Source organism: Saliniradius amylolyticus (assembly GCF_003143555.1).
Taxonomy (GTDB): domain Bacteria; phylum Pseudomonadota; class Gammaproteobacteria; order Enterobacterales; family Alteromonadaceae; genus Saliniradius; species Saliniradius amylolyticus.
In genome coordinates, this window is the sequence record NZ_CP029347.1 from 1,876,231 (window position 1) to 1,902,792 (window position 26,562).

Here is a 26,562-nt window from a genome sequence, read left to right on the forward strand (position 1 = left end):
GCATGATGAGCAACAATGACATGCGTCCAACGGAGCAGTTATGGCAACACTCACACTGACTATCGGCAATAAGGCCACCGCGTCCTGGTCACTGCGGCCCTGGCTATTAATGAAAATGAACGACATTGATTTCGACGAGCAGGTTCTGTCGACTGAACAAGGCCGCACTGCAAAAAAGTTAAAGCAACACTCCCCATCGGGCAAATTGCCGGTGCTCAAACACGGCGATACAGTGGTATGGGATTCGCTGGCAATTATGGAATATTTAGCCGAGGTTTTTCCCGGCATAAGAGGCTGGCCAGACGATCGTGGGCGACGCGCTCACGCCCGCTCGATCAGCAACGAGATGCACGCCGAGTTTATTTTGGTGCGCACCACCCTGCCGTTCGACTGCCGATTGCATCTGGCCGATTACCCGGCCTCGCCAAAACTGGAAGCCGAAATACAGCGCCTGCAGGACCTGATGCAGAATTGTCTGCAAAACTACGGCGGTCCCTTTTTATTTGGTGAATTTAGCATTGCCGATGCCATGTTTGCGCCCATTGTACTGCGGTTTCATATTTATGATATTGAACCGGGCAGCGCTGAGCTACAGCAGTATTTTCAGCGCATCCGATCGCTTTCGCCCATTCGTCAGTGGCTGAACGAAGCCAGGCAACATAATCAGTGATAACGCAGTTCGCTGGCCTTACCGTTAAAGATGCGATACACGAACACCGTGTAGGCCAGAATGCAGGGCAGCACAATCGCTACGCCAACACCGATAAAGGCCAGTGCACTGTCGGCACTGGCTGCCTCTGCGGCAGTTAACTGTCCCGGCACCACATAGGGGAAAAAGCTGTAGGCAAGGCCAAAAAAACTCAGTACAAACAAGCCTGCCACCCCGGCAAAGGGGAACCAATAACCCACATCGTCCTGTGTCGGCACCTGTCGCAGGTAACGATCCACCAAAAAGACCAATGCCAGACACATGAGCGGAATGGGCACCAGTAAGATCATTGCAGGCAGCGTCAACCAGCGCTCGGCCACCATGGGACTGACCAGGGGATTAACCACAGAAATGGCCACCAGGCCCAGGATGGCTAACCAACCGGCCCGGCGTGTCCAGAACGCAGCCCGTTTCTGCAGTTCGCCCTCGGTTTTCATCACCAGCCAGGCGCCACCAATATAGGCATAGGCGGCGCTTACGCAAACGGCACTTAACAGGGCAAAACTGTGCGCCGCCAAACCAGGTTCAAAACCCAGCACATAACGGCCAAGCATGTAGCCCTGAGATAATGACGCCAGTAACGAGCCGGCTTTAAAGGCCCAGTCCCAACGCCGCCTCAAGGCCGTGACGGCTTTGGCGCGAAAGTCAAAAGCTACGCCTCGCAGGATTAGGCCCACCAGCAGTAGGGCTGTGGGCAGATAAAGCTCGGTCAGCACCAGAGAATGAGCCTGAGGAAAGGCTATCAGCATGATGCCCACCGCCAGTACCAACCAGGTTTCATTGGCATCCCAGAACGGTCCAATGGAAGCAACCATGGTATCCCGCCAGGGCTCTTCGCTCATGGGCAGTAAAATACCCACGCCCAGATCATAACCATCCAAAATGGCGTAAATCAGCGTCGCCAGCCCCAGAAGGCCTAAGAATATTTCCGGTAGATAGTCTTGCATCAGGCCTCCTTAACCCCGGCATACGCCGGACTGTTTAATTCGCTGTCGTCAAATTCCGCGACTTCTACCGACTTACGCGCCATATAAAACAGGGTGTGCACATAGGCCACCAACAACAGCGCGTACACCGTTAAATAGATCGTCAGAGAGATCCCCACATGTGCCGTTGGCACTGCCGTAACGGCATCGGCGGTTTTCAATACGCCAGTCACCAGCCAGGGCTGACGACCAACTTCGGTGACATACCAACCCGCCAGCGTGGCCCCCCAGCCGGAGATGGTCATCACTACCAAAACTCGCAATAACCAATTTGGCAGCCGGTCTCGCCGATAAAGCCAGACACTGCTAAGCCAGCTGACTACCAGCATCGCCAGGCCAATACCTACCATCAGGCGAAAACCCAAAAAAAGAGGCTTCACCGGCGGATGGTGTTCAAAGCTATCCAGACCTTGCAGCTCACCTTGCCAGTCATGCGTCAGGATGAGGCTTGCCAGTCCGGGCACCTGCACCGCCCAATGGGTCGTCTTGGCATATTCATCGGGCCAGCCTAACAACACCAGCGGCGCGCCCTGCTGCGTATGCCAGACGCCTTCAACCGCGGCAATCTTTTGTGGCTGATGCTCCAGGGTATTCAGGCCGTGCAGGTCGCCCACCCACACCTGCACAGGCACCAGTAATGCCGCAATCAGCATACTGGTGCGCAGCGCCGTCTTAGGTGCCTGCTTGGTATCGCCTTTGAGTAGGCGATAAGCCGAGATTCCAGCCATGAAAAAACAGGCAGTGAGCGCCGAAGCCAGCAGCATATGCGCTAGTCGATATGGCATGGAAGGATTAAAGATAATGGCCCACCAGTCAGTGGGGTGCACCACACCGTCAATCATTTCAAAGCCGTCGGGTGTGTGCATCCAGCTGTTCAGTGACAAAATCCAGAAGGCCGATAATGTCGTGCCGATGGCCACGAGGAAGGTCGCCAGAGTATGCAGCCAGTTCGGCACCCGGTGACGGCCAAACAACATGACGCCCAGAAAGGTCGCTTCCATAAAAAAGGCGGTCAGCACCTCGTAGCCCAGCAGCGGTCCGGCCACATTGCCGACCTTTTCCATAAACCCGGGCCAGTTAGTCCCAAACTGGAAGCTCATGGTGATGCCGCTGACCACCCCCAGGGCAAAAGTCAGTGCAAACACCTTGACCCAAAAACGGTAGATGCGCATCCACACGGGATGGCCGGACAAATCATGACGCAGCTTAAAGTAAGCCAGTAGCCAGGCCAGCGCGATAGTAATGGTGGGAAACAGGATATGGAAGCTAATGTTCGCGGCAAACTGAATGCGCGACAGCATCAGGGTGTCGGCCAGTATGTCATTCATGAGGCATCCTCCCGACCTGGCCGAATGCGATCGGAAAACTGCAACAGCTTACCCACTCCGGTGCCCAGCTTCATTAGCGACTGCAGGTGTTCCGGACGCATGGTTTGCATATCATCAAACCAGTGACAGAATAGCTCCAACAGGTCGTGCATCTCCTGCAGACGCTGCTGAGCATGTTCTGAGGTGTCATTTTGATCCGCATCCATCAGTGCGCCGCGCAACATAGACAGAGTTGGGTCCACCTCACGCTTTTTCCGCTCGGCCATTACCCGCTGCGCCAGCTGCCACAACGAGCCATTCGGCACGTAGTAATCCTTGCGGTCCCCCGGCTTACGCTGAGTACGGATGAGCTGCCAACTCTGCAACTCCTTGGTAGCCATACTGACGTTGCCCCGGGATACACCTAAGGCTTCGGCGATCTGATCGGCATTCAGCGCGTGCTCGGTAAAAACAATCAAGGCCAGCATCTGGCCCACAGTACGATTGAACCCCCAGCGGCTACCCATCTCACCAAAATGAACCACGCAATCTTCTACCTGCGGCGTCAACTTCATAATAATTACCGTACTTTCAGAAATTACTGAAAATTTAAAATATAAATTGAACCAGATCAAGTTTTAGGCAGGACACAATGAAAAAAGAACGATAGAAAAAGGGGGAATAGGTACAAAAAAAGCCCCCATTCACAGACTCCCCCCTTTCGTTGGGGCACCTGCGCGGCGGCATCGCCGCACAGGGTCTGTAAATTTGGGGCTTGCTTATATTTTTTGTTTGTCCGGGTTTTAAGTTATCCCTTCGCTGAACTGAGTTCGGTGGCCTGAGCATCGGTCAACACTCTCTCACCGCCACCAAACAGTCGGCGAACATCATTGAGAATCAGGTACAGACAAGGCACCAGAATCAGAGTGATGACGGTCGCAAACAGAATGCCGAACGCCAGAGAGATGGCCATTGGGATCACAATCTGCGCCTGCAAACTGCGCTCAAAAACAATCGGCATCAAGCCCATAAAGGTGGTCAGAGAGGTCAACACAATGGCTCGGAAACGTTGGGTTCCCGCCTGCACGGCAGCATCGAACAAGTGATGTCCTTCGCGTCGGGCACGGTTCACAAAATCCACCATAATCAGGCTGTCGTTCACCACCACACCGGACAAGGCAATAATGCCACATAGCGACAACACGCTCACCGCATGGCCTAGCATCAAGTGTCCGACAATAGCACCGACAATACCAAAGGGGATCACCGACATGATGATCAGCGGCTGAGCATAGGACTTCAACGGAATAGCCATCAAGGCATAGATGGCAAACAAGGCAAACAGTGCGCCCTGTGCCAGACTGGCCAGAGCTTCACCCTGTTCCTTGGATGCGCCTTCCAGGCCAAAAGACACGCTCGGGTAACGCTCCAGCAATTCGGGAATAAAGCTCTCGCGAACTTCCCCGACCACCTTGTCTGGCTCTACCCGCGCTTTGTCCACCTTGGCCGAGACCGTAATCGAACGCACACCATTGATGCGAATAATGGAGCCGTAGCCCTCACCCAGCTCGATATCAGCCACTTCCGAGAACGGCACCTCTTCCCCGGAAGGAGTACGCACACGCATATTCTCAAGATGGCCGATGGAGGTCCGTTCATTCTGGGGATAGCGCACCATCACTTTAACTTCTTCGTCGCCGCGCTGAATACGCTGTGCTTCGGCACCATAGAAACCATAGCGCACCTGCTGCGCAAGCGAGGCCAGATTCAGGCCCAGCGCTTCAGCCTGGGGCTTAATTTTCAGGCGTACTTCATCGCTGCCACCGCTGAAGTTATCGTTAATGTCCACCACGCCATCGAAGCTACTCAGATAGTTTTTGACTTCATCGGTGGCTTCACGCAGTTTGGTCAGGTCGGTGCCGGAGAACTGCAGAACAATGTCACTCCCCCCCGGCCCCATGCCGCCAGAACCAATATCCAGGGTTTTCAAACCCGGGATCTCTGGCATGGCTTCACGCCAGCGATCCTGAATCTCGAAGGCGGTAATTTCGCGGGTTTCCCCCTTGGACAATTCCACAAACACCACGCCAGCGTTGTTGCCCTGGTCAAAGGCCATGGCATGCTTTACGACGCTTTCGCCAGTTTCCTGCTTAACTCTGTCATCCATGTCATACAGTGCTTCAAGCATCCTGTCGATAGCCTGATTTCGCTGACTGATGGACGAGCCGGGCTGCAACTCAATAGAGCCCTGCATAAAATCGCTGGGAATATCCGGGAAGAACACAAAGCGCACCATGCCACCACCGAACAAACCGATGGTTAATATCAGCGCCGCCACAAACGTCGCCAACGTGGTATAGCGATTACGGATGGCCCGCTCAACAAAGGGCTTGTACTTATTTTGCACAAATACCTTGATGCCTTCGGCGAAGATATCGCGAAACTTCTGCAAGCGGTTGGCTTTGGCCGGGTCGTAGGGCTCGGATTTCATATGCACTAAGTGGGCTGGCAGAATCAGCTTGGACTCCACCAGTGAGAACATCAGACAAAGAATCACCACCCAGCCGATGGTCTGCCAGATAATGCCAAAGTCCCCAGGCACCATCAGCATGGGTGTAAAGGCCGCGACAGTGGTAAGCACCCCGAAGGTGGCAGGCATAGCGACTCGCTTGACCCCAGTTATCACGCTGTCAGCACTGTGACCCTTACGATCTATTTCTGAGTAGGCGGACTCCCCCATAATGATGGCATCGTCCACCACAATCCCCAGCACCAGAATAAAGCCGAACAGGCTGATCATATTGATCGATAGCCCCAGCATTTCGGTGGGCATCAGTAGCAGAGTGCCTAAGAAACAGACCGGCAGACCCACAATGACCCAGAACGCCAGACGAATCTTTAAAAACAGCGACAGCACCAGAAACACCAAGAGCGCGCCCATACCCATGTTGGACAACATCATATTCAGGCGGTCTGCCAGATAAAAGGAGCCATCGCCCCAGACATCGGCCTGGATATTGTTGGGCAACTCATCGCGCTTCTTGTTCAGGTAGCCGTTAACCGTCTTCGAGATCTCCAGCGAGTTTTGATCGCCCACGCTACGTACCCGCACATTGACCGTCTCCTTACCATCAAACTGAGCAAAGTTTTGGTCTTCCACAAAGCCATCACGAATCGTTGCGATATCGCCCAGCTTTAAGCGAGTCCCGTCGGGGCGGGTAATGAGAACCAGATTGGCAAATTCGTTACCCCGGTAGGCCTGCCCCTTGGCCCGCAGCAGGATATCTCCGTCATCAGAGCGAATGGAGCCGCCGGGCAAGTCGATAGACGACTGACGCACCGCCTGCACCACCTCCTGAAACGTGAGGCCGTATTCCTGCATGCGTGCTTCAGAGATCTCGATGGCCATTTCATAATTGCGATCGCCCACCACTTCTACCGAGCTGATGCCCGGAAGATTGGCAATCTCATCACGCAGTGACTTGGCCGCCTCCTTTAACTGGCGTTCGGTCGCTTCGCCGTAGAGCGCAACCCAGAGCACGGTTTCAGTATTCTTAAGTCGGTAGATCACCGGTTTTTCGGTGTTCTCCGGAAAGCTGGGAATGGCATCCACCTGGACTTTGACTTCATCCAACAATACCTGAGTATCATAACCATCCTGGACTTCAATGGTGACCGTGCCCATGCCCTCATTGGCAGTGGAGGTCACCTTCTTAATGCCTTCAATGTCCTTGATGGCTTCTTCAATCTTAATCAGTACGCCTTCTTCCACTTCCTGCGGCGCAGCCCCCAGATAGGGAACTCGCACATTAACCACATTCCGATCAAAGGTAGGGAAGATCTGCTTTTTAATGGTGAAGGCTGCCATGATTCCGCCGATGATGATCACCAGCATCAACAGGTTAGCCGCGACCGAATTGCGCGCAAACCAGGCAATCAGGCCTTTATGAGTGTCAATCATACTCATGGGTTTTCTCCTGCGCTGGCCAGTTCTGTGGCGCTCTCTTCATCCAGATCCCCACTGGGTGACTTATCATCGGGCAAACGAACCACCATGCCTTCATATGGATTAGGTATAGCGGTGCTGGTAACCAGATCACCACTTTGCAGGCCACCGCTGACATAAACATAGCGCTCATCGGCACGCTGCACCGTCACTTCACGGATGTCTAACTGGCGATCGTCGCCGACCACCAGTACGGTGCCATCCAGCCGCAACACATTGCGTGGCAGTACCACTATGTCTTCGGCTTGATTGCCCTCAATAGTCGCCTGCACAAAACGGCCAAACTTCAACGGAGCACTGGCTTGTGACTGGTCACGCTGATAGGGGTCCTGCACTTCGGCGATGGCATAAATCACCCGGCTGTCCGGATCCACCACACCCTCACTACGAACCAGTTTCGCTTCCCAGTTAACGGAGCGTCCGGCTACATTAGCGCTTAACGTCACCTTTGCCTCGCCCTCATTCTGCGGCAGCTCTAAGTAAGCCAGGTCGCTGTCACTGAGCGGCAGACGCACCTCGGCCACCTGAGTGCCATAGATCATCCCTAGCTGACTGCCGGGATTCACATATTGACCAATATCCACATTCTTTGCTTTGACCAAGCCATCGTATGGCGCGCGAATAACGGTGCGTTCCAGATTACGACGCGCCCGCTCCACCATGGCTTCTGCGGCGCTGACATTGGCTTTTTCCTTAGCTAGCTGAGGCTTGCGCAGGCCCAGCTCCGGCGGCGTGCTGGAGTCCACCGAGCGCCATTCCTCTTCGGCCACCTTACCTCTGGCCTGCTCTTCTTCAAGCGCAGCACTGGCGCGAGCCAGCTCGGCCTCGGCACTTTTGAGTTCGGTGATGTAATCGGCCTGTTCAAGCTGCACCAGCACATCACCCTTTTTAAACATACCGCCTTCAATAAACTCGTCAGCGATGGCCTCCACTTTTCCACCTACCTGAGCACTGAGGACCGTCTGAACCTTGGGTTTTACGGTTCCCTGCGAGTCCACCATAAAGTGAATATCGGTTTTGCTCACTGGTTCGGCATCCACCAGGAAGGGTTTGGTTTCTTTTTGTTCCTTCTCCGGCGGCTGACGGCTGGCCATCATGACTCCGGCAATCACCACGGCAATGCCTAAAATGCCAATGGGTAACAGTACTTTCTTTATAGTGCGGTTCATCACTGAATCCTTATGAACTTGGCTCATCGTAAACTGACGTTATTGTAACCCGATCCAAACCCGAAAAGATGTCAGCAAATGTTAAATTTTATGTCAGAAAGAATTTGGCTTAAGAAAGCCGCTGCCCGGGGCACTCGGTATGACAGCGCCGGAGTATTTGTTACCCCTGACGACACATTTTCCGACCGGTAACAAATTGTTTACTAAGATCAGAAAGTTTGTTTTTTATGCGAAATTGATCGCTGCTTTTTTAGACGGACGTGCTATAACTATTTTGTAATTTTATTACAGAAGGAACCCTGAGTCATGAGCGTTAAGAAGCAATACCTGAAAACCAAACCAGTGTGCAAGGTGACCTTTCGCCTGAAAAAAGACGAGGCTGGTCAGGCCCGACAGGTGCGCCTGCTGGGAGACTTTAATCAGTGGGATTATCAGTCCAGTCCCATGAAGCGCTTGAAAAGCGGCGACTTCACCACCACTTTAGAACTCCCCAAAGATAAAGAGTATCAGTTCCGTTATTTACTGGACGACAGCCAATGGGAGAACGACTGGCATGCGGATGCCTACCGTCCATCTCCCGTTTCTTACGACGATAACTCAGTCATCCGGGTTTAGACCCTCTATACTCTATCAAACAGTCCTGACGCCTGCCCCTGGCAGGCGTTTTTGTCGCGCTTTACACCGCCTTCAGGCTCCGAAAGCCAGTCCGGTGTTCACTTTTTAGCGCCAAGGCTTTATTGTAATAAAATTACAAAATCAAAAACCGGAGGCAGCGATGAGCCAAACGATCGACCATCAGTTAATGGATACTGTCAGAGAAATGGGCAGCATACTGGGCGAAACCATTAAGGCCCAGCTGGGCGAAGACTGGTTGGAACGCATCGAACAAGTCCGTATCAATGGCCGCAAAGCCCATCAGGGGGATAAAGACGCAGCGGGTCAGTTACAGGATCTATTTCAGAGCCTGGACGATCAGTCCCTGCTCACGGTTGGCCGGGCCTTTGCTCAGTTTTTGAATCTGGCCAACATTGCTGAACAGGAGTTTAACAGTTCCCAGCACAGCAGTGATCCATTGGAGAGTCTGGCCGATAAGCTCAATCAAGCCAGTTTTAATGACACCGACTTCGATCAGGCTCTAAGCCAGCTACAGATGGATTTGGTGCTCACCGCCCATCCAACGGAGGTGACCCGCCGCACGCTCATTCACAAATACAGTGAACTGGCCGACTGTCTGAAACACTTACACCATGATGCGCTGGATGAAAAGGAACGTCTCAAACTCAGCACTCGCATTGCGGCTCTAATCACACAAGCCTGGCATACCGAGGAGATTCGCTCGGAACGACCAACGCCCGTAGACGAAGCCAAATGGGGCTTTTCTGTGATCGAAAACTCGCTGTGGGATGCGGTGCCGGACTTCCTGCGGGATCTGGACGATAACCTGCAACAACAGTATGGCCGTAGCCTGCCCATCGATTCAGCCCCAATTCGGTTCTCCTCCTGGATGGGCGGCGACCGCGATGGTAACCCTTTTGTCACGGCTGACATCACCGAGCGCGTGCTGCTGCTTGCCCGCCAGCGTGCCGCGCGGTTGTTCCATAAGGACATCAGTCAATTGCAGGTAGAGCTGTCCATGAGCCATGGTTCTGAAGACTTAATGGCCGAGGTCGGTAACGCCGGTGAGCCTTACCGCAAGCTCTTAGGCCAGCTAAGAGATAAGCTGCAAACGACTTTTGAAGGCATCGACGCCTGGTTGGCCGGCGAGCCGGTCAATCCGAAGCACTGGATTCAGCATCAGTCGGAGTTACTGGACCCCTTGATGCTGTGTTATCGATCGCTGATGGATACGGGGCTGGAAGTGGTGGCTAACAGTGAACTGCTGGATACCATTCGTCGGGCTCACAGTTTTGGTATCCACCTTTTAAAGCTGGATGTACGCCAACACTCGGAACGTCACAGCGAGGTTCTCAGCGAAGTAACCCGCTACCTGGGACTGGGCGATTATCTGAGCTGGAGCGAGGAGGACAAGCAGTCGTTCCTGATGCGGGAACTGACATCCAAACGTCCGCTGTTTCCCCGCAACTGGCAACCCTCGGACAACGTACGTGAAGTGCTTGAGACTTGCCGGGTCTTGGCCCAAACCAGCGAAGACGCTTTGGGCATTTACATTATTTCCATGGCCAGCCTGCCCTCAGATGTGATGTGCGTACAGCTATTGTTGCAGGAAGCAGGCATCGACTGGCCGATGCCGATTTCACCGCTGTTTGAAACCCTGGAAGATCTCAATAACGCTCCGGAGGTAATTGGCAAGCTGCTGGATAACGACTGGTACCGGGGTTATGTCAATGGCAAACAGTATGTGATGATCGGTTATTCCGATTCCGCCAAGGACGCGGGTGCCCTGGCCGCAGGTTGGGCGCAGTATCAGGCCCAGGAAAAACTGGTGGCCCTGACCGACGAGCATAATGTGGAGTTAACCTTATTCCACGGCCGCGGCGGCACCATTGGTCGCGGCGGTCTGCCTGCGCACGCAGCCATCCTGTCTCAGCCTCCCGGCTCGCTGAAAGGCGGCTTCCGGGTCACCGAACAGGGTGAAACGATTCGCTATAAATTTGGCATGCCTGCGCTGGCCAAGCGCAGTTTTAAACTCTATGCCAGCGCTATCTTAGAGGGCATGTTGTTGCCACCACCCGCACCAAAGGAACATTGGCGTGAGCTGATCACTAGCATGGCTGCCGATGGACGGGATAACTACCGCGGCGTGGTGCGTGATGACCCCGAGTTTGTGCCTTATTTCAGAGTAGCAACTCCAGAAAGCGAATTGGGCAAACTGCCCCTAGGCAGCCGCCCGTCCAAGCGTAAGCCTGACGGCGGAGTGGAAAGCCTGAGGGCCATTCCATGGATCTTCGCCTGGGCGCAAAACCGTATGGTGCTTCCGTCGTGGCTGGGTGTTATGAAGGCGGTTCAGGTCGCCATCGATCAGGGCAATAAAGCAACCCTGGAAGAAATGCTCAACGACTGGCCTTTTTTCCAAACCCGCCTGTCCATGTTGGATATGGTGTTTGCCAAGGCCGACCCTAATATCGCCGAACAGTACGATAAGCGTCTGGTACCCGAAGAGTTACAACACTTTGGGCAACGCCTGCGTGACGAGTTGGCTCATAGCCAGAGTCTGCTGTTAGAACTGATGAAACAAACCAGCGTAATGGAGCAGGATCCTCAGGGTAAGCAGTCCATGCAAATTCGGGCCGATTATCTGGAGCCGCTGCACCTGCTTCAGATAGAGTTGCTGGACCGGATCCGCAAGGCCAAGCAGGATGATCCCATCCAGCAAAAGGCCATGATGGTCACTATTGCCGGTATCGCCATTGGTATGCGAAATACCGGCTAACCTGTAAAGCCCTCCCGCCTTGTCGGGAGGGCTGTGCTCCAGCTCATTGAGTTTCCGCGAAATCAATGTTCGCCACTTCCCTTTAAAACTCGCCTGACATAGACTGAAATCACGACTGAGTTGAAAGAGGCGCGTTTATGGATGCATTTCTGGCTGCCGCTATCGAACAAGCTCAGAAGGGACTCAACGAAGGCGGCATTCCCATCGGCTCGGTGCTGGTGCATCAGGGCAATATTATTGGCGCGGGTCATAACCGCCGGGTCCAGCAAGGCAGCAGTATCTTACATGGTGAGATGGACGCGCTGGAAAACGCCGGACGCCATCCGGCCCGGGTTTATAAGGAGTCGGTCCTATACACCACTCTTTCCCCCTGCGCCATGTGCAGCGGGGCTATTCTGTTGTATGGAATTCCTAAAGTTATCATCGGCGAAAACCAAACCTTTATGGGCGAGGAAACCCTGCTCCGTTCACGCGGTGTTGAGTTAGAGGTCGTTCAGGACCCAACTTGCGTGCAACTGATGCAGGATTTTATTCGCCAGCATCCTGAGCTTTGGAATGAAGATATTGGCGAATAGACTGGGGGTCCTGCTCTTAGCAGGTTTGTGGATAATATCGGCAGCCGCGGCGGAAACAACGATCAAGGTTGGGGTATACGATTACCCCCCCTATGCTGTTGAGACCAATCAGGGCTTTGAAGGCCCGACGGTGGCACTGGTCAAGCTGTTAAATGAAGTCCAGACCCGTTACCACTTTGTCCTGACGCCCACTACGGCACGGCGGCGCTATAAAGACTTTGCCAGCGGCGAGTTTGACGTTATCTTCTTCGAACAAGTTCTGTGGGGATGGCAAAATTACCCGCTGCTGGAATCTCAGCGCTTTGTGAGCGGGGGCGAAATCATGATCACCCAACTCAAAACCAGGCGCAATCAAGACTACTTTAACGATATAACCGATAAACGTTTACTCGGTGTGCTTGGCTATCATTATGGTTTCGCCGACTTTAATTCCGATGTGGACTACCTGACCCAGACGTTCTCGATTCACTTGGTCAAGAATCAGCAAAAAGTGATCGAGTTAATCGTTCAGGAGAAAGCCGATATTGGGATCGTGGATAAAGCCTATTTCCTTTACTATCTCCGCAAGCACCCTGAATACCGCGACGAACTCTATTACTCGGAACATTACGATCAAAGCTATCAACACGGTGCCCTACTGCGTGAAAAAGGACCGATCCCACTGACGGCTTTTAACCAAATGTTGCAAAAGCTCAAGCAAAACGGACAATTAGCCCGCCTTTTGCAGCAATATGAACTGGACGAGTTCACCTCAACCACTCACAACTCAACATCGAGGTAATTCATGCGGGATCATTACCCTCTGACTAATAAGGTTGCCGTGATTAGCGGCGGCGGCAAAGGACTGGGACGCAGTCTCACCGAGGCACTACTCGAACAAGGTATGAAGGTTGCTATCTGTGGGCGCACCGCCAGCACCATCGATCAAACGCTCACGGAACTTGGCGGCCGTTTCGGCAATAACAATATTTTCGGCCAGGTTTGCGATGTCAGTGACGCCTCACAAGTCGAGAACTTTAAACAGCAGGTGTTGAAGCAGTTTGGAACGATACACGTACTGATCAACAACAGCGGTTTTGGAAAGGAAACGCTGATCGTGGATACGCCGGAGTCAGACTGGGATGAGGTAATGGACACCAATGTCAAAGGGTGCTACCTGATGTGCAAGGCCTTTGTACCTGCCATGATAGAGAACCGCGAGGGCTATGTGCTGAATATCGCCTCCCAGGCAGCACTTAATGGCTACGCCAACGCGGGCGTCTACTGCGCTTCTAAGTTCGCCATGGTTGGATTAGGCAAGGCCCTGCAGGAAGAGGTTCGTCAGTACGGCATTCATGTGCACTCCCTAAACCCGGCGCTGATTCAATCACAGCGACAAGCGGATGAAGCGGTTGACCCGGGATTGATTCAAAATGAAGATTTGGCTGAGATGGCCGTCTATCTGCTTCAACAGCCTCGACGGCTTAAGATCGACAATATCGGCTTGTGGGGTTTTTAGCACTGACCATGAGACCAGGGATAGTCCTAAATATCAAAAGTCTTGGGCGTTCTGCCATGATGGTTTTACTCGTGGGTGTGTTTACAGTGTCTGCCACACAGGCTGCCAGCATGGATGTACTCTATGTGCCTGAGCCCCGTTCAGACCTGGATCAGTCCCATGGCTACCATACCCGTTTATTAAAGATGGCATTAACGGCCGCCAGCGGTGGCCGCAGCGTTCCCCGGATTGAGTCCCGAGGCAGTATGGTGGAGTCCCGGGCCGAGAAAGAGCTGGCTCAGGGTACATTGATCGATGTATTCTGGATGGGGACCGATCGCTACAAAGAGCAACAATTGCGTGCCATTCGAATTCCCACCACCCGGGGATTGATCGGTTTTCGTAAGTTTATTATCCGCCAGGACTCGGTGAGTCACTTTGAACAAATCGACAGCCTGAAGGATTTGAGTCAGAAGGTTGCCTGTCAGGGCAATGACTGGCCGGACACCACTATCCTGGTCAGAGCCGGTCTGCCCGTTACCACCACGCCAATCTATGAAAGCCTGTTTAAAATGGTACAACTGGGCCGCTGTGACTATTTCCCCCGAGGGTATCATGACCATCAGCAGGAATTGGCCCTTCGCAGCGACCAATACCCAGAATTAACCAACTACGAAGGCATCATGTTGCACTACCCTTTTGCGGTATATTTCTTTACGGCAAAGGACGACCCACAGCTGGCCAACTGGATTGAGAGCGGCCTGGAGGCATTGATCGATAATGGTCAGCTACTGGCGTTAATGAAGCGCCACCCACTTACCCGAGCCGCATTCCCACTTAATGCCAACCCGCCACAGCACCTGTTTTCTATCGACAACCCAACCCTGCCTACAGATACTGCCTACCAGGACTCCAGGTACTGGTTTCAGCCAGAAGCTTTCCGTTTATAAGCGGATTTCATGTCGCTATGACTCTTTCGGAGGTCGATAACCAAGGTCTCGGCGATTTTGTCCTGAATGGCCTGACGATTCGAGTCCCAGAATAATTGCAAAAAGCCTAATAGCCCGGTTGCCAATCCGGCACCGTAACCACCGTAGCGTCCGAAGCTTTCCCACAAATTCATGGGACTGGCGTCCAGTTTCACAATCCGGATCCCCATCAGTTTTTTACCGGGAGACTGGCCATTCCACCAGGCACCAAATACGGTGAAGTAAAGCGCGGCCCAACCAAAGCCCAGTCCCAGGTCCGAAAGAATGCCTTTAAACCATGCTATCAAACTGTTGGATTGCGATTGCGCGGGTGACTCAGATTTAAACGGCGAGATAATAACCGGCTCTTGCAAGCTGAAGCCTGACGGAACAGAGTCACTTGCGCCAGCCTTTGACTGGCTGCTGCTATTTGCCCCTTTAGACTCCGCAAACGCCTGGTCGATATAAACGGACAGCTGTTGCCGCTTCTGTGGCTCAAGAGTCTGTTTGGTGGCCTCCAGAATGGCGTCCTTGACCGCAGCTTGCTGTTCCTCAGGCACAGAGGCGACTGCCTTAACATCCATTACCTGATCAACAAACGTCTGCCAGCAGATCAACGGAGGCTGACAGCTACCACTTTGAATGCTCGCCTGGGTCTGCGTTGCTTTTACCATGGTTGCCAGGGTCAGCCCCGCTTGCTGAATCTGTTCGCTAGAGTTCGTGAGGTTTTGTGCATCGGTGGGAAGTTGGAGCTCCTGCTTGTAGGATTCAATCACCCCCAGTATCGCAACAAACAACAAGACCCCCGCCATGCCCACCAGTAACTTCCTGAGCAACGGAAAACGATGCCGACGACGCAGCTTGCCCCCGACTCTCACGAGGACCGCAGCGGTCACCGCCGCTAACACGATGCTGTTAACGTGAGTCAGTAACCCGACCAACAGCATATCAATGCTAATGGCTAAGGCTCGTTTTAATGGTGAGGCCAGAGGTGTTCCCAGAATCTCATCTGAGACACCAAATGCATAAGGGGTAACAATGCACTTATCATCAATGTTTCTTGCATCATGCACAGCCGGTTTATTCCTTAGTGTGGAGCTCATTCGCCGAATTTCTTGTTCGCTGAAAACAGACTAATATCTTACTCTAAAATGCCTCAAAGGCACCGTCAGTTAATAAGACAGAAAGGGATAAATGTAAGGGAATACCCGCTCAATTAGAATAGGTTTCGTAATGTGATTTATAATAACGAACCCTGGAGGTTGTAATAGCCAGCTTTGTACTCTGACAGAGTTTCAATGGGTGGATCCTGTCAGAGCTGATTCTTAGCCAGTTCAAACCATGAGGGAGCTCATTGATGCAACCGGGAAGCGCCTGTCGCTTTGTTAAAATCAGCATTTGCCTATTCTTCATCATTCTCGTTTCAGCTGGCATAACCAGCCAACCCACCCACGCCAATACCTTATTTGTCGTGGGCGCCCCCTTCCCGAGAATATCGGTAATCGATTCCCGTGGTCATCCGTCAGGCTTGGGAGTTGAAATTGTCAGGCAGATTGCACAGCAACTCGGTTATAAAACGAGTATCCAGCTGATGCCACTTGAAAGAGCACTCAGAGAAATGCGTTTAGGCAAGGCGGATCTGATGATTGGTCCCTATTATTCTGACCAGCGTGAGCAATACATGCGGTTTAGTCAGTTTCCTTTTTATAGTGATCCTATTCTGCTTTACGTGCGCAAAGATTACCCCTTGGATTGGAATGGCGAGCTACCCGTTCTGGAAGGCCATCTAATCGGTCTCAGCCGTGGCTGGAACTATGGCCAGGCATTCAATCGGTATAAGATGCATTTATCCACTTACACCGTGAACTCCGTTCGTGCCAATTTTATTCGCCTCGCCAAAGGCCGCATTGACGTATTCTTATGCCACCCGAGGCACGCAACCGCGCTCATTGAACAACTTGGCCTTGAAGCTGAGATAACCGCTTTACCCCACCATCTGACGACCAATCATGGTTACTTTGGTTTCTCGAAAATCAGGCCAACCGAAGCCTTTCAGCAGCGGTTCGAACGTGCCTTCGACGAGCTTAAGAAAACTGGAAAACTAAACCAGTTAAACAGGCACTACGGTCTCACGCAGGCGGCAATCCCAAAGCACCTTTAACTTAATGACTTAATCCCCTGCTGGATACCGTCTAACGTCATCGGAAATAGCTGACCTTCCATAATCTCTTTAATGAGCTGAATGGAAGGATAGTAGCGCCAGTAATCCTGATGCTGAGGGCACAGCCAGATATTGTTGGGGAAATGGTCCCGTAGCCGCTCTAGCCAGACCGCACCGGGCTCTTCGTTCCAATGCTCAACGCTGCCACCGGGATAGGTGATCTCATAAGGCCCCATGGTGGCATCGCCCACAAAGATCAACTTATAGTCGCTGCCGTATTTGTGCAGTAAGTCCCATACTGGGATAGTCTCATTGTGGCGACGGCGGTTGTCCTGCCACACGCCTTCGTAAACACAGTTATGAAAGTAGAAGTATTCCAGATACTTAAACTCACTGCGCGCGGCGGAGAACAACTCCTCGCACTGTTGCACATGGGCATCCATGGAGCCGCCCACATCGAACAGCACCAGCAGTTTTACGGCGTTATGTCGCTCTGGCACCATGTGCAGGTCCAGCATACCGCCCTGACGGGCTGTGCCACGAATGGTAGCATCCATATCCAGCTCATCGGCCGCGCCGGTGCGGGCGAACTGGCGCAGCTTACGCAGTACCATCTTGATATTACGGGTGCCGAGTTCGGCATCCCCGGCCAGGTTTTTAAACGTGCGTTTATCCCAGACCTTGGCCGCCGAGAAGTTGCGATTGCCATCCTGACCGATGCGTACCCCTTCCGGGTTATAGCCATAGGCCCCAAAGGGCGAGGTACCACCGGTGCCTATCCACTTATTGCCGCCCTGGTGGCGCTCCTTCTGTTCTTCCAGCCGCTGCTTAAGGGTCTCCATCAACTTATCCAGCCCGCCAAGGGCCTGAATCTGACGTTTCTCTTCCTCGGTGAAGCGCCGCTCAAACTCCTTGCGCAACCAGTCATCGGGAATGTCGTCGCCGAACAGATCCAGCGACTGGACGCCTTCGAAATAATCGGCAAAGGCCCGGTCGAAACGATCATAGTGCCGTTCGTCCTTCACCAGCGTTAGTCGGGCCAGGTAGTAAAACTGCTCGATATCGGCAAACACCACATGGCTTTTCAGCGCCGCCAGCAAATCCAAAAGCTCACGGATGGTGGCCGGAACCTTGTATTCTCGAACCTTAAAGAAAAACGAAACCAGCATTTAGCGCCTTGCCATAAAAGCCAGTTTTTCAAACAGCTGGATGTCCTGCTCATTTTTGAGTAGGGCACCATAAAGCGGCGGAATGCTGCGTCCCTGGTCCTTGCTCTGCAGCACTTCAGGCTCAATGTCCTCTGCCACCAGCAGCTTCAGCCAGTCGATCAGCTCGGACGTCGAGGGCTTTTTCTTTAGCCCCGGCATATCGCGGATCTCGAAGAAACAATCCAGCGCCTCGGCCAGCAGTTGCTGCTTGAGCCCCTCGAAGTGTACATCCACGATGCGAGTCATCTCGTCCTTCTCTGGAAACTGGATGTAGTGGAAAAAACAGCGGCGCAAAAAGGCGTCAGGTAACTCTTTTTCATTGTTGGAGGTGATCACCACCACCGGGCGCTGTTTGGCCTTCACCGTTTGCTGAGTTTCGTAGACGTAAAATTCCATCTTATCCAACTCTTGCAGCAGGTCGTTGGGAAACTCGATATCGGCCTTGTCGATTTCATCAATGAGCAGCACCGGTCGTTCTCCAGCTTCAAAGGCTTCCCACAGCTTACCTTTCACGATGTAGTTGCCAATGTCCTCCACTCTGGGATCGCCCAGTTGCGAGTCTCTTAAGCGGGATACGGCATCGTATTCGTACAAACCTTGCTGAGCCTTAGTGGTGGATTTGATATGCCACTGAATCAACCGGGTATCCAGGCTCTCCGCCAGAGCCTCGGCCAACATGGTTTTCCCCGTGCCCGGCTCACCTTTAATCAATAGTGGCCGCCCCAGAGTGACGGCGGCGTTAACTGCCAGTCGTAACTCGTCGCTGGCGATATAATCACTGGTGCCTGTAAACGCCATGATACTCCTCAATCTAATGTCTCATATGATATAGCGAAAAAGCAGTTTGAATTTTGCTGTTCCGACTTAATCTTGTTGGTGTACTAAATTTTAAGGCCAAGCATATCAATTAATTGCTGGTCAGTAACCGCAAGGATCAGTTTATGGATTTTTACAAAGACAACTCCGAGTCCATCGGCAAGACTCCGCTTGTTAAGCTCAACCGAGTGACCGGTGGCAATGTATACGCCAAGATCGAAGCCCGTAATCCGAGCTTCAGCGTAAAATGCCGTATCGGCGCCAACATGATTTGGGATGCCGAGAAGCGCGGCGTGCTGACCAAAGACAAAGAAATCATCGAGCCCACCAGCGGCAATACCGGTATAGCACTGGCCTTTGTGGCTGCCTCTCGCGGCTACAAACTGACTCTGACCATGCCCAGCTCCATGAGCCTGGAGCGCCGTAAACTGCTTAAAGCTTTGGGTGCCAACCTGGTGTTAACCGAAGGCCCCAAAGGCATGAAGGGTGCCGTAGCGAAAGCACAGGAAATTCGCGATTCAGATCCAGATAAATACGTACTGCTACAGCAGTTTGATAACCCGGCTAACCCCGAGATTCACGAAAAAACCACGGGGCCTGAGATTTGGGAAGCCACCGACGGTAATATTGACGTATTTGTGGCTGGCGTGGGCACTGGTGGTACCATCACCGGCGTCAGCCGCTATCTGAAAAAGACCAAGGGCAAAGACGTGCTCTCGGTAGCCGTTGAGCCTACTGATTCTCCGGTCATTACCCAAGCCAAAAATGGTGAAGAGCTCACACCCGGTCCTCACAAGATTCAAGGCATTGGCGCGGGCTTTATTCCCGGAAATCTGGATTTGGAGATAGTGGATCGCGTTGAACAGGTATCCAATGACGACTCGATGGCCATGGCCCATGAACTGATGAAGCAAGAAGGCATCCTGGCCGGTATTTCATCAGGTGCTGCCGTGGTGGCCGCCAAGCGACTGGCCGAAAGCCCGGAATACAAGGACAAAAATATCGTGGTAATTCTGCCAAGCTCCGCAGAGCGTTACCTCTCCAGCCCGCTGTTTGAAGGCATCTTCGCCGAGAGCGAACTGCAACAATAACCCTCACCATAAAAGGGAGCCACTCGGCTCCCTTTACTTTTTCTCCCCAACCGAGCAGACTTAAGTTTGTGAAAACAGGTAGGAGCAAACAACGTGCGAAATCTTGCCCTTGTCGCATCGATTATCGTGACCATTTTTATCACCGGCTGTCTGGACAACGGACAACCTGAACGTAAGTATCCAGGCGTTACCGAAGGCTCTCCCGAGTACACGGCGCTTGAGTTTTTTAATTATCTGTACAACAGCGACAGCCTGGATCCGGTGCTCGCGCTATCGACACCCAAGATGAAAACGCTGCTGCGGTCCTACCACACCAACCGCAACGCACAGCGTCATGTGGTCAATTTGGTGTTTAGCGATGTGGAAATGCGCGTTGATGCGGGCAACCGCCGGGTGCGTTCCGAGTACTCCAAAGAATCCACGGTAACCATCTTTTTTGTTGGCAACTCTCACGGCAAAAAAATTCAGGACTTACGCACCGTCGACCTTATCCGCGAAGGTGGACAATGGTTGGTTAAAGATGTGTATTCCGAGAGCTATGGCGGTCGATAACTGCCCAGTTAAGATATAAAAAAGCCCGGCCTGGTGCCGGGCTTTTTTCAGGGAGAGCACCTATTCAAAGGTGCCTTTTACAACACATTGGCCTTGCTCTACCATCCTGCGTCCCTTAGCCCACACCGAGTCAATCTTCAAACTATCGGCCTCGGCCAGTATCAGATCCGCATCGGCACCGACCTGAATCCGTCCTTTATGGGACAGACGCAGGATATCCGCCGGAGAGCGGGTAACCGTGCTGATGGCATCGCAGATGCTGACCTTATATTTGAGTACTGCCTCGGTGAAAGCGGCGTATAAGCTGCTTACCTGACCGACTTCCAGACCGACTAATTGCCCCTTCTCGTCAAACACAGGAAGGCTGGCGTTGCCATCGGAACTCATGGTCATCTGAGCGGCCGGCACGCCTTGTTTCAACCCATAGGCAACCGCACCGGCAGCAGGAATTTCTCCCTCTTCGATAAACTGCTCATTGGTGCTGGCAGTAAAGTCGATATAGCCGCCCATTTGGGTCCATTCCACCCCGGCATCCAGCAGGCTCTGATTGCGGTTCATGTGAGTCGGATAGAACTGCTGAGCAGGAATATCGGTCTGAGTGGCAACCTCTTTGAGCAGAGACAGCTGATACTGACTGTCACCCACATGAATGCTGACGATGCCCGCCTTACCCGAGAGCATACCCCCAACCCGGGCCTCAGAGGCCACGTGGGCAATATCCTGCATGGTCGGCTGCGATGAGCGATGGTCAGCAATGGCCACCTCACCCACACCGATAAACTTGTCGATCAGAACAATATCATCATTCACATTAGCGGTGATGGTTCTGGCGGGCAATTGATAAGAGCCCGTGTAGCAATAGGTAGAGAGCCCTTCTTCTTCCAGCCCCCTGGCCTTGGCCAGAAGGTCAGGCAAGGTGCGAGTGGTGGCATCGGTGCCTAAGGCGCCAATGACCGTCGTCACCCCGCCCTTTGTGGCATCGGTAAGTTGCATCTCCGGCGTACGGGTGGCAAAACCGCCTTCCCCGCCACCACCGGTGATATGCACTAATGAATCCACCAGACCCGGCAACAGAATTTTACCCTCGGCCTCAATAACTTCCACCGCAGAGTGGCTATCCACCTGCGCACTGATATCAATATTCTGGCCAATAGCCGCGATTTTATTATCGCAGAGCAATACATCCTGCTTGCCCAGAGCTTGAGGTCCATAGACGTCCGCGTTTTTAATTAATTTAATCATTGTCATTATTGATAATTCACCATTACTGCCAGGATGACGGCGCCTACCGCCAATCCCATCATTAAAAGTACAAACTTCCAGGCGAAGCGCGCCCATACTGCCCAGTCAACTCTGGCTACCCCCAGACAGCCAATCAGCGAGGCCGAGGTAGGAATAATAATATTGGTCAGGCCGTCACCCAGCTGGAAGGCCAGTACCGCAATTTGTCGACTCACCCCAACCAGATCAGACAACGGTGCCATCAGAGGCATGGTCAAGGCCGCCTGCCCGGAGCCGGAGGCGATAAAAAAGTTGAAGATGGACTGAAAGGCCAGCATAAATACCGCCGAGCCAGTTTCAGGAACACCAGCCATGGCGCTGCCGGCATAATGCAGTAGCGTATTGAGTACCGACGGACTGGTGGGATCATCCCCACCTAAAATCAGCACAATCCCCTTCGCCATGCCGACAATCAGCGCGGCCGGTAGCAGGTCTTTAGCGCCTTGCTGAAAAGCCGCCGACGCGTCATTCAGTGACATACGACCCGCGAATTTGCTGATGGCCGCCACCACCACACCAATAGCGAAGAACTGACTGGCAATTTCAGGGATATAGTACTGATGGACTGTTACGCCCCAGATAACCCAAATAATCCCGGCCAGTAGGGTCAAAAGAATGCTGATGTCCGTTTTTCCGAAACGGGCCTCAACACCGCTGTCCTGCTGCTTGCGGAAGTAGGCGTCAGTATCATAGCTGGGACTGGACTCTGGATTGGCCTTAATGCGACTGGCATAACGTAAGGTAAACACCAGTCCGGCCAGCGTAAACACCGCCCACACCGCCATTCGATACCCGCTGCCGGACATGGGTGGCACATCGGCGATCCCCTGAGCAATCTGTACACTGAAGGGGTTCATCCAGGAGGTGGCAAAGCCAATCTGAGTCGCGATATAGGTAATCAGCACCGAGGTAATGGCATCATAGCCCAGCGCGATCACCAGAGGCGTCAGCACGATACAAAAGGCGATGGCCTCTTCACCCATACCGAATACCGCTCCGCCTAACGAAAACAGCAGGAACATGATGGGTAATATCAGCTTATCGGCCGTCTGAGTCCGGCGTATCAACGCCAGGATACCGTTATTGACCGCCCCCGATTGCATGATAATGCCAAAGGCACCACCGACCACTAGAATAAAGGCCACCACGCCAATGGCGGCGCCCCATTTCGTGCCGGAAACCATGCCTTCGAAAGCATAATTAAAAAAGCCCTGTCCCCCACCACTGGCAAACAGGCTTGCACCCGAGTGTCCCTTTTCTGCCAGGGTGTAACTGTCGGGCTGGATCACCGTGCGGCTTTGCTCCTTGCCGTCCACCACCGTGGTCACCTGCTCCACTTCGAAAAAGCCTGCAGGCACAATGTGGGTTAAGACAGTGGCAATGACGACCACAAAAAACAGGATGACAAAGGCATCCGGCATCTTACTGGCCAGCTTGTTTGCTGCCGCATTGGTTGAAGTTTGTTCTTGTTGCATAGACAACACCTGAATAAGCACAGTAAAACGAGCATGCCAGTGTAACGGCAAACGCTCGCTGCTGTGTAGAAAATCAAAACAGCTCGTCCCTGAGCAATTTATCGTCCCTGGCTGTCTTGCCTAAGTTGGAATGTTGTTGTGTGTTTTAGGCAATGGGAGAGGTCACCCCCTCCCGGACTCGCAAACGAGTACCCTATTACTCAAAGAAGTAAGTAAAGGACACCCGATAGGTCGTACCATAGGCATTGGCGTTATATGAATCGAAGCCTCTGGACGAGCCATAAGCCAGAGGTGGCTCACGGTCAAACAGGTTGTTAATGGTCAGGTTAAGGTTCGCTTTCTCGAACTTGTACCCTGTTGACAACTGCACCGTAGTCCAGGAGCTGACTTCACGCTCACCGTTTGCATCCAGTGCGCCCAACTCTTCTAGCTCGTCAAGGTTGCGGCCACGCAGACCGTCAATGTCATCCTCGTAAGAACCGGTGTAGTAAGCTGTCAGACCAGCAAACCAATCCTCGGCATCCCAGAACACACTGGCACTGGCGATATCTTCTGGATAAGTCCAGGTACCTGCCAGCTCTTCGATTTCATCGGAGCCTGGCTTGTTTCGGTCAAACTCCAGATAGTGTGTGCCTTCCAGAGACAGAGACAAGTCACCACCTTGCAGCTCGAAGCGATGGTCGAAACGATAGTCGATACCGCTGACTTCCTGAGTACCGGTATTTTCCAGCAACAGGATATGATCGCGGTTGAAGTCCAGGTAATCACCACGGGCCAAACCGGCGGCATTAGAGGCTTCCAGGATTTCGTACAGGTTCGCACCCTCTTCCTCGATGGTACGGCCTTGCGCATCTGTCAGCGCAGGGTCATTACAATACGCAGGATTATAGGCAATACCGATTTGACCATTTGGCACCAGACCACAATGGCGCAGAGAGGCATCGTCGATGGCACGAGCCAGAACACCGGTCATATTGGTATCAACCAGCTTTTCGTGCTCAAAGGCCCAGTAATCGACCGTGATGGTAGTGTTGTCGGTGGGGCTGTAACCAAAGCCCAGGCTTACCGAGTCAGACTCTTCGGCCTCCAGATTTGGGTTACCCAACTCCAAGGTATTAACACTAACTTCGGTACCATCTCCTTCACAATACAAGTCAGCCACGTCCTGGTTCGCACCACAGTCAAAAGTGGACGTCGTGGTGCGCAGCTTTACACCAGCCTGAGTCAGAGATGGCGCACGGAAAGACGTCGCCCAAGACGCACGCATGATCAAGTCATCAATAGGACGATAGCTCAGCGCCACTTTCGGATTGAAAGTACTACCGAAATCATCGTAGTCGTCGAAACGTCCCGCCAGTTGCGCTTCCAGGTTTTCGGCCAGAGGCACGTATAGCTCCGCAAAGGCCCCCCACTGCTTGCGGTCCGCTTCGGACAAGCTGGAGCCAAACCCGAATACACCAACCCGGTAGTCATTTTCAAACTGGGCCCGTGCATTTTCCGACGGCACATCGGAGATCTCTTCCTGACGGTACTCAAGACCAAACGCTGAACGGATGTAGTCGTTATTGAACTCCATCAGATCACCGGCAATCTTAAAGTCCCAGCCGTAGACCGTGCTTTCACCGTCCCGAGTGGGCCGTTCCTGAGCCAAAGCCAGGATGGCATCATTGGCTGAGTCACCCACCAGGAACGGGTTATACATGCCTGCCAGACTGCCTGCACCGCAGCTTAGGGTATCTGTCGAGTCATCATAGGCGGCGATAGTCCCGTCACTGCACAGCTCTCCGGCCAATGCCGAATGGTATTTAAGACGGTTATAGATACCCTCAGATGCCACTTGCTCTGATTCAGAGCGAGAAATCGTAACCGCAGAGTCCCACTCCCAGTTACCGATAAACCCACTCAGTTCAGACACTAAACGGAACGCATCGGTTTCAACTTCAACCGTCCGAGGCGTTGGGAAGCGGCTGTCAAAGCGGAAGCCCCAAAGCTCTTGGCCTGCGGGGGTCAGGAACTGATCGATCCACATATTATCCAGCAGCCCGTTACGCACTTCATCTGAATAGATGTCTAATGCAGACTCAGGCACATAGGGACCATCACCGTCATAGATCTGGTTTGGAGAGCTAAACACTGCTTCCCAGGTATAATTCAGAGTTTGCAAAGGAGCCGCAGGTGTTGAGATCGAGGTAGACTTGGTCCGGCTGTAGAAAAAGTCCGTATTCCACTCAAGATCGCCCACCATCGTATTGTAGATAAAGCCGGCAGACTGGCTCTCTAATGGGGATTCCAGCCAATCGTCTTCATTGCTGTAGTAAGGGCAGATAGTTTCGCCATACTCAGTCTGGATATAATCGCGCTTACATTCAGGCGCCGGAATTTCATAGAAATCACGAGCGGACTCGTAGTAAATATTTGGCACTTCTTTAGGCAGATACGAGTAATTGGACTCCAGTACCGGATCCCGCGTGAACGCACGATCTTTAGCGTGGAAAGCATTACGGTCATACAAATCCGCAAAAACGGTCAGGTTGCCACCGGCGACTTCACCACCCCATACCAGGTTGATATTGGTTTTGCCCTCATCGGAGCTGGCTGTGCTGTTTTCGTAGCTGGCGTTAAACTCTGCACCAATATAATCATCCTTAAGAATGTAGTTGATAACCCCGGCTACGGCATCGGCACCATAGGTAGCAGATGCACCGGTAGCAAGGACTTCAACGCGATCGATCGCGGCCAGAGGAATACTGTTGATATCCACAAAGTTTTCAGTCCCTGACGCAAAGGAGCTCGCGGCCACACGACGGCCGTTTATCAGAGTCAGTGTTGAGGCCGGTCCCATACCACGCAGAGAGGCAGCCGCCTGCCCCGGAGGCGTTGAATTAGACGTCGCACCACTTTGTGCGGTCGTAAAAGAACCTTGTCCACCACGAGTTTGTGAAATGGTATTCATCAACTCAGAAATGGTATTGGCGCCAGAACGCGCAATATCATCGGCATCCAGAACCGTCAGAGGTTGAGAGCCCTCCAGGTCAACACCCTTAATATGGGAACCGGTTACCTGGATTTTTTCTACAGATTCTTCAGCAGTTTGCGTTTCTTGCTGTGCCTGTTGAGCCAGAGCCTGGCCGGAAAAAGCCATTCCCAAACCTAAACTCACGGCATAGTGCAGTTTATTGAGTTTCATAGTCATCACCTTGTTGTGGTCTTTATTTGTTGTTTTCACGTGCCGACGCACGACGGTCTGGGCGCAATGACCCAACACCTAATTAAAAAGTTATAAGCAGAGGTTGCCGGACGGGAGCTAAGTCCAGCCTAGTTTGTGGGGAGGTGTTCTATTCGTCGAACCACTCAGACAAATAGAAGTTTTGGTAGTAGTAGTTGGTCAGG

The 26,562-nt window shown here is 52.8% G+C and carries 21 protein-coding genes; 10 read left to right on the top strand and 11 right to left on the bottom strand.

The annotated features are described in order from the left end of the window. The first annotated feature begins 40 nt into the window (after positions 1–40). Positions 41–670, top strand: coding sequence for a glutathione S-transferase family protein (locus tag HMF8227_RS08735; RefSeq protein ID WP_109339822.1), 630 nt, complete (start codon positions 41–43; stop codon positions 668–670). Here HMF8227_RS08735 and HMF8227_RS08740 read toward each other — a convergent pair. From HMF8227_RS08740 to HMF8227_RS08760, 5 genes are all read right to left on the bottom strand, one after another. After that, the gene (locus HMF8227_RS08740) at positions 664–1,656 is read right to left on the bottom strand and encodes a cytochrome d ubiquinol oxidase subunit II (RefSeq protein WP_109339823.1); all 993 of its coding nucleotides are present in this window, start codon (positions 1,654–1,656) and stop codon (positions 664–666) included. The genes HMF8227_RS08735 and HMF8227_RS08740 overlap by 7 nt on opposite strands. Continuing rightward, positions 1,656–3,011 (bottom strand): cytochrome ubiquinol oxidase subunit I, encoded by a 1,356-nt coding sequence (locus HMF8227_RS08745; protein ID WP_109341053.1) that lies wholly within the window; start codon positions 3,009–3,011, stop codon positions 1,656–1,658. The genes HMF8227_RS08740 and HMF8227_RS08745 overlap by 1 nt, the downstream gene beginning before the upstream one ends. 8 nt (positions 3,012–3,019) lie before the next feature. After that, positions 3,020–3,577, bottom strand: coding sequence for a GbsR/MarR family transcriptional regulator (locus HMF8227_RS08750; RefSeq protein ID WP_109339824.1), 558 nt, complete (start codon positions 3,575–3,577; stop codon positions 3,020–3,022). 233 nt (positions 3,578–3,810) lie between these two features. After that, positions 3,811–6,969: an efflux RND transporter permease subunit gene (locus HMF8227_RS08755; protein ID WP_109339825.1), complete on the bottom strand. Its 3,159-nt coding sequence runs from the start codon at positions 6,967–6,969 to the stop codon at positions 3,811–3,813. Then, positions 6,966–8,177 carry an efflux RND transporter periplasmic adaptor subunit gene (locus HMF8227_RS08760; protein WP_109339826.1) on the bottom strand — a complete coding sequence of 404 codons (1,212 nt, stop codon included), beginning with the start codon at positions 8,175–8,177 and terminating at the stop codon, positions 6,966–6,968. Before HMF8227_RS08760 ends, HMF8227_RS08755 begins: the two co-directional genes overlap by 4 nt. Before the next feature lie 306 nt (positions 8,178–8,483). Here HMF8227_RS08760 and HMF8227_RS08765 point away from each other — a divergent pair, with 306 nt between their 5' ends. From HMF8227_RS08765 to HMF8227_RS08790, 6 genes are all read left to right on the top strand, one after another. Further along, positions 8,484–8,792: an isoamylase early set domain-containing protein gene (locus HMF8227_RS08765; protein ID WP_109339827.1), complete on the top strand. Its 309-nt coding sequence runs from the start codon at positions 8,484–8,486 to the stop codon at positions 8,790–8,792. A 160-nt stretch (positions 8,793–8,952) separates the two neighbouring features. Continuing rightward, a complete protein-coding gene (gene ppc, locus HMF8227_RS08770) occupies positions 8,953–11,568 on the top strand; it encodes a phosphoenolpyruvate carboxylase (protein ID WP_109339828.1) in 2,616 nt (871 codons plus the stop codon). Between the two features lie 137 nt (positions 11,569–11,705). After that, positions 11,706–12,143, top strand: coding sequence for a nucleoside deaminase (locus HMF8227_RS08775; protein ID WP_109339829.1), 438 nt, complete (start codon positions 11,706–11,708; stop codon positions 12,141–12,143). Next, positions 12,133–12,924 carry a substrate-binding periplasmic protein gene (locus tag HMF8227_RS08780; protein ID WP_162558554.1) on the top strand — a complete coding sequence of 264 codons (792 nt, stop codon included), beginning with the start codon at positions 12,133–12,135 and terminating at the stop codon, positions 12,922–12,924. Before HMF8227_RS08775 ends, HMF8227_RS08780 begins: the two co-directional genes overlap by 11 nt. A 3-nt stretch (positions 12,925–12,927) precedes the next feature. Next, complete coding sequence (locus HMF8227_RS08785; protein WP_109339831.1) at positions 12,928–13,641, top strand: SDR family oxidoreductase; 714 nt, start codon at positions 12,928–12,930, stop codon at positions 13,639–13,641. Between the two features lie 56 nt (positions 13,642–13,697). Next, the gene (locus HMF8227_RS08790) at positions 13,698–14,570 is read left to right on the top strand and encodes a type 2 periplasmic-binding domain-containing protein (protein ID WP_109339832.1); all 873 of its coding nucleotides are present in this window, start codon (positions 13,698–13,700) and stop codon (positions 14,568–14,570) included. Here the strand turns inward: HMF8227_RS08790 and HMF8227_RS08795 are convergent. Next, entirely contained in the window at positions 14,546–15,661 is a 1,116-nt protein-coding gene (locus tag HMF8227_RS08795; protein WP_162558555.1) for an RDD family protein, read from the bottom strand. The genes HMF8227_RS08790 and HMF8227_RS08795 overlap by 25 nt on opposite strands. 284 nt (positions 15,662–15,945) lie before the next feature. On the opposite strand from HMF8227_RS08795, the gene HMF8227_RS08800 reads away from it, so the two are divergent. Continuing rightward, positions 15,946–16,749 (top strand): substrate-binding periplasmic protein, encoded by an 804-nt coding sequence (locus HMF8227_RS08800; RefSeq protein WP_109339834.1) that lies wholly within the window; start codon positions 15,946–15,948, stop codon positions 16,747–16,749. Here the strand turns inward: HMF8227_RS08800 and HMF8227_RS08805 are convergent. Next, complete coding sequence (locus HMF8227_RS08805) at positions 16,746–17,918, bottom strand: vWA domain-containing protein (RefSeq protein ID WP_109339835.1); 1,173 nt, start codon at positions 17,916–17,918, stop codon at positions 16,746–16,748. The two genes, HMF8227_RS08800 and HMF8227_RS08805, sit on opposite strands and share 4 nt — an antisense overlap. Then, positions 17,919–18,755 carry an AAA family ATPase gene (locus HMF8227_RS08810; RefSeq protein ID WP_109339836.1) on the bottom strand — a complete coding sequence of 279 codons (837 nt, stop codon included), beginning with the start codon at positions 18,753–18,755 and terminating at the stop codon, positions 17,919–17,921. It abuts the gene before it with no gap. Positions 18,756–18,898: 143 nt separating this feature from the next. Here HMF8227_RS08810 and cysK point away from each other — a divergent pair, with 143 nt between their 5' ends. Further along, positions 18,899–19,864: a cysteine synthase A gene (gene cysK / locus HMF8227_RS08815; protein WP_109341054.1), complete on the top strand. Its 966-nt coding sequence runs from the start codon at positions 18,899–18,901 to the stop codon at positions 19,862–19,864. 93 nt (positions 19,865–19,957) lie between these two features. Next, positions 19,958–20,416, top strand: a complete 459-nt coding sequence (locus HMF8227_RS08820; RefSeq protein ID WP_109339837.1) for a hypothetical protein — start codon at positions 19,958–19,960, stop codon at positions 20,414–20,416. Between the two features lie 60 nt (positions 20,417–20,476). Here the strand turns inward: HMF8227_RS08820 and iadA are convergent, their stop codons facing one another. From iadA to HMF8227_RS08835, 3 genes are all read right to left on the bottom strand, one after another. After that, complete coding sequence (iadA, locus tag HMF8227_RS08825; protein WP_109341055.1) at positions 20,477–21,658, bottom strand: beta-aspartyl-peptidase; 1,182 nt, start codon at positions 21,656–21,658, stop codon at positions 20,477–20,479. A gap of 5 nt (positions 21,659–21,663) precedes the next feature. Next, positions 21,664–23,172: a putative basic amino acid antiporter YfcC gene (gene yfcC / locus HMF8227_RS08830; RefSeq protein ID WP_109339838.1), complete on the bottom strand. Its 1,509-nt coding sequence runs from the start codon at positions 23,170–23,172 to the stop codon at positions 21,664–21,666. A gap of 196 nt (positions 23,173–23,368) precedes the next feature. Then, entirely contained in the window at positions 23,369–26,359 is a 2,991-nt protein-coding gene (locus tag HMF8227_RS08835) for a TonB-dependent receptor domain-containing protein (RefSeq protein WP_109339839.1), read from the bottom strand. Positions 26,360–26,562 lie beyond the last annotated feature (203 nt).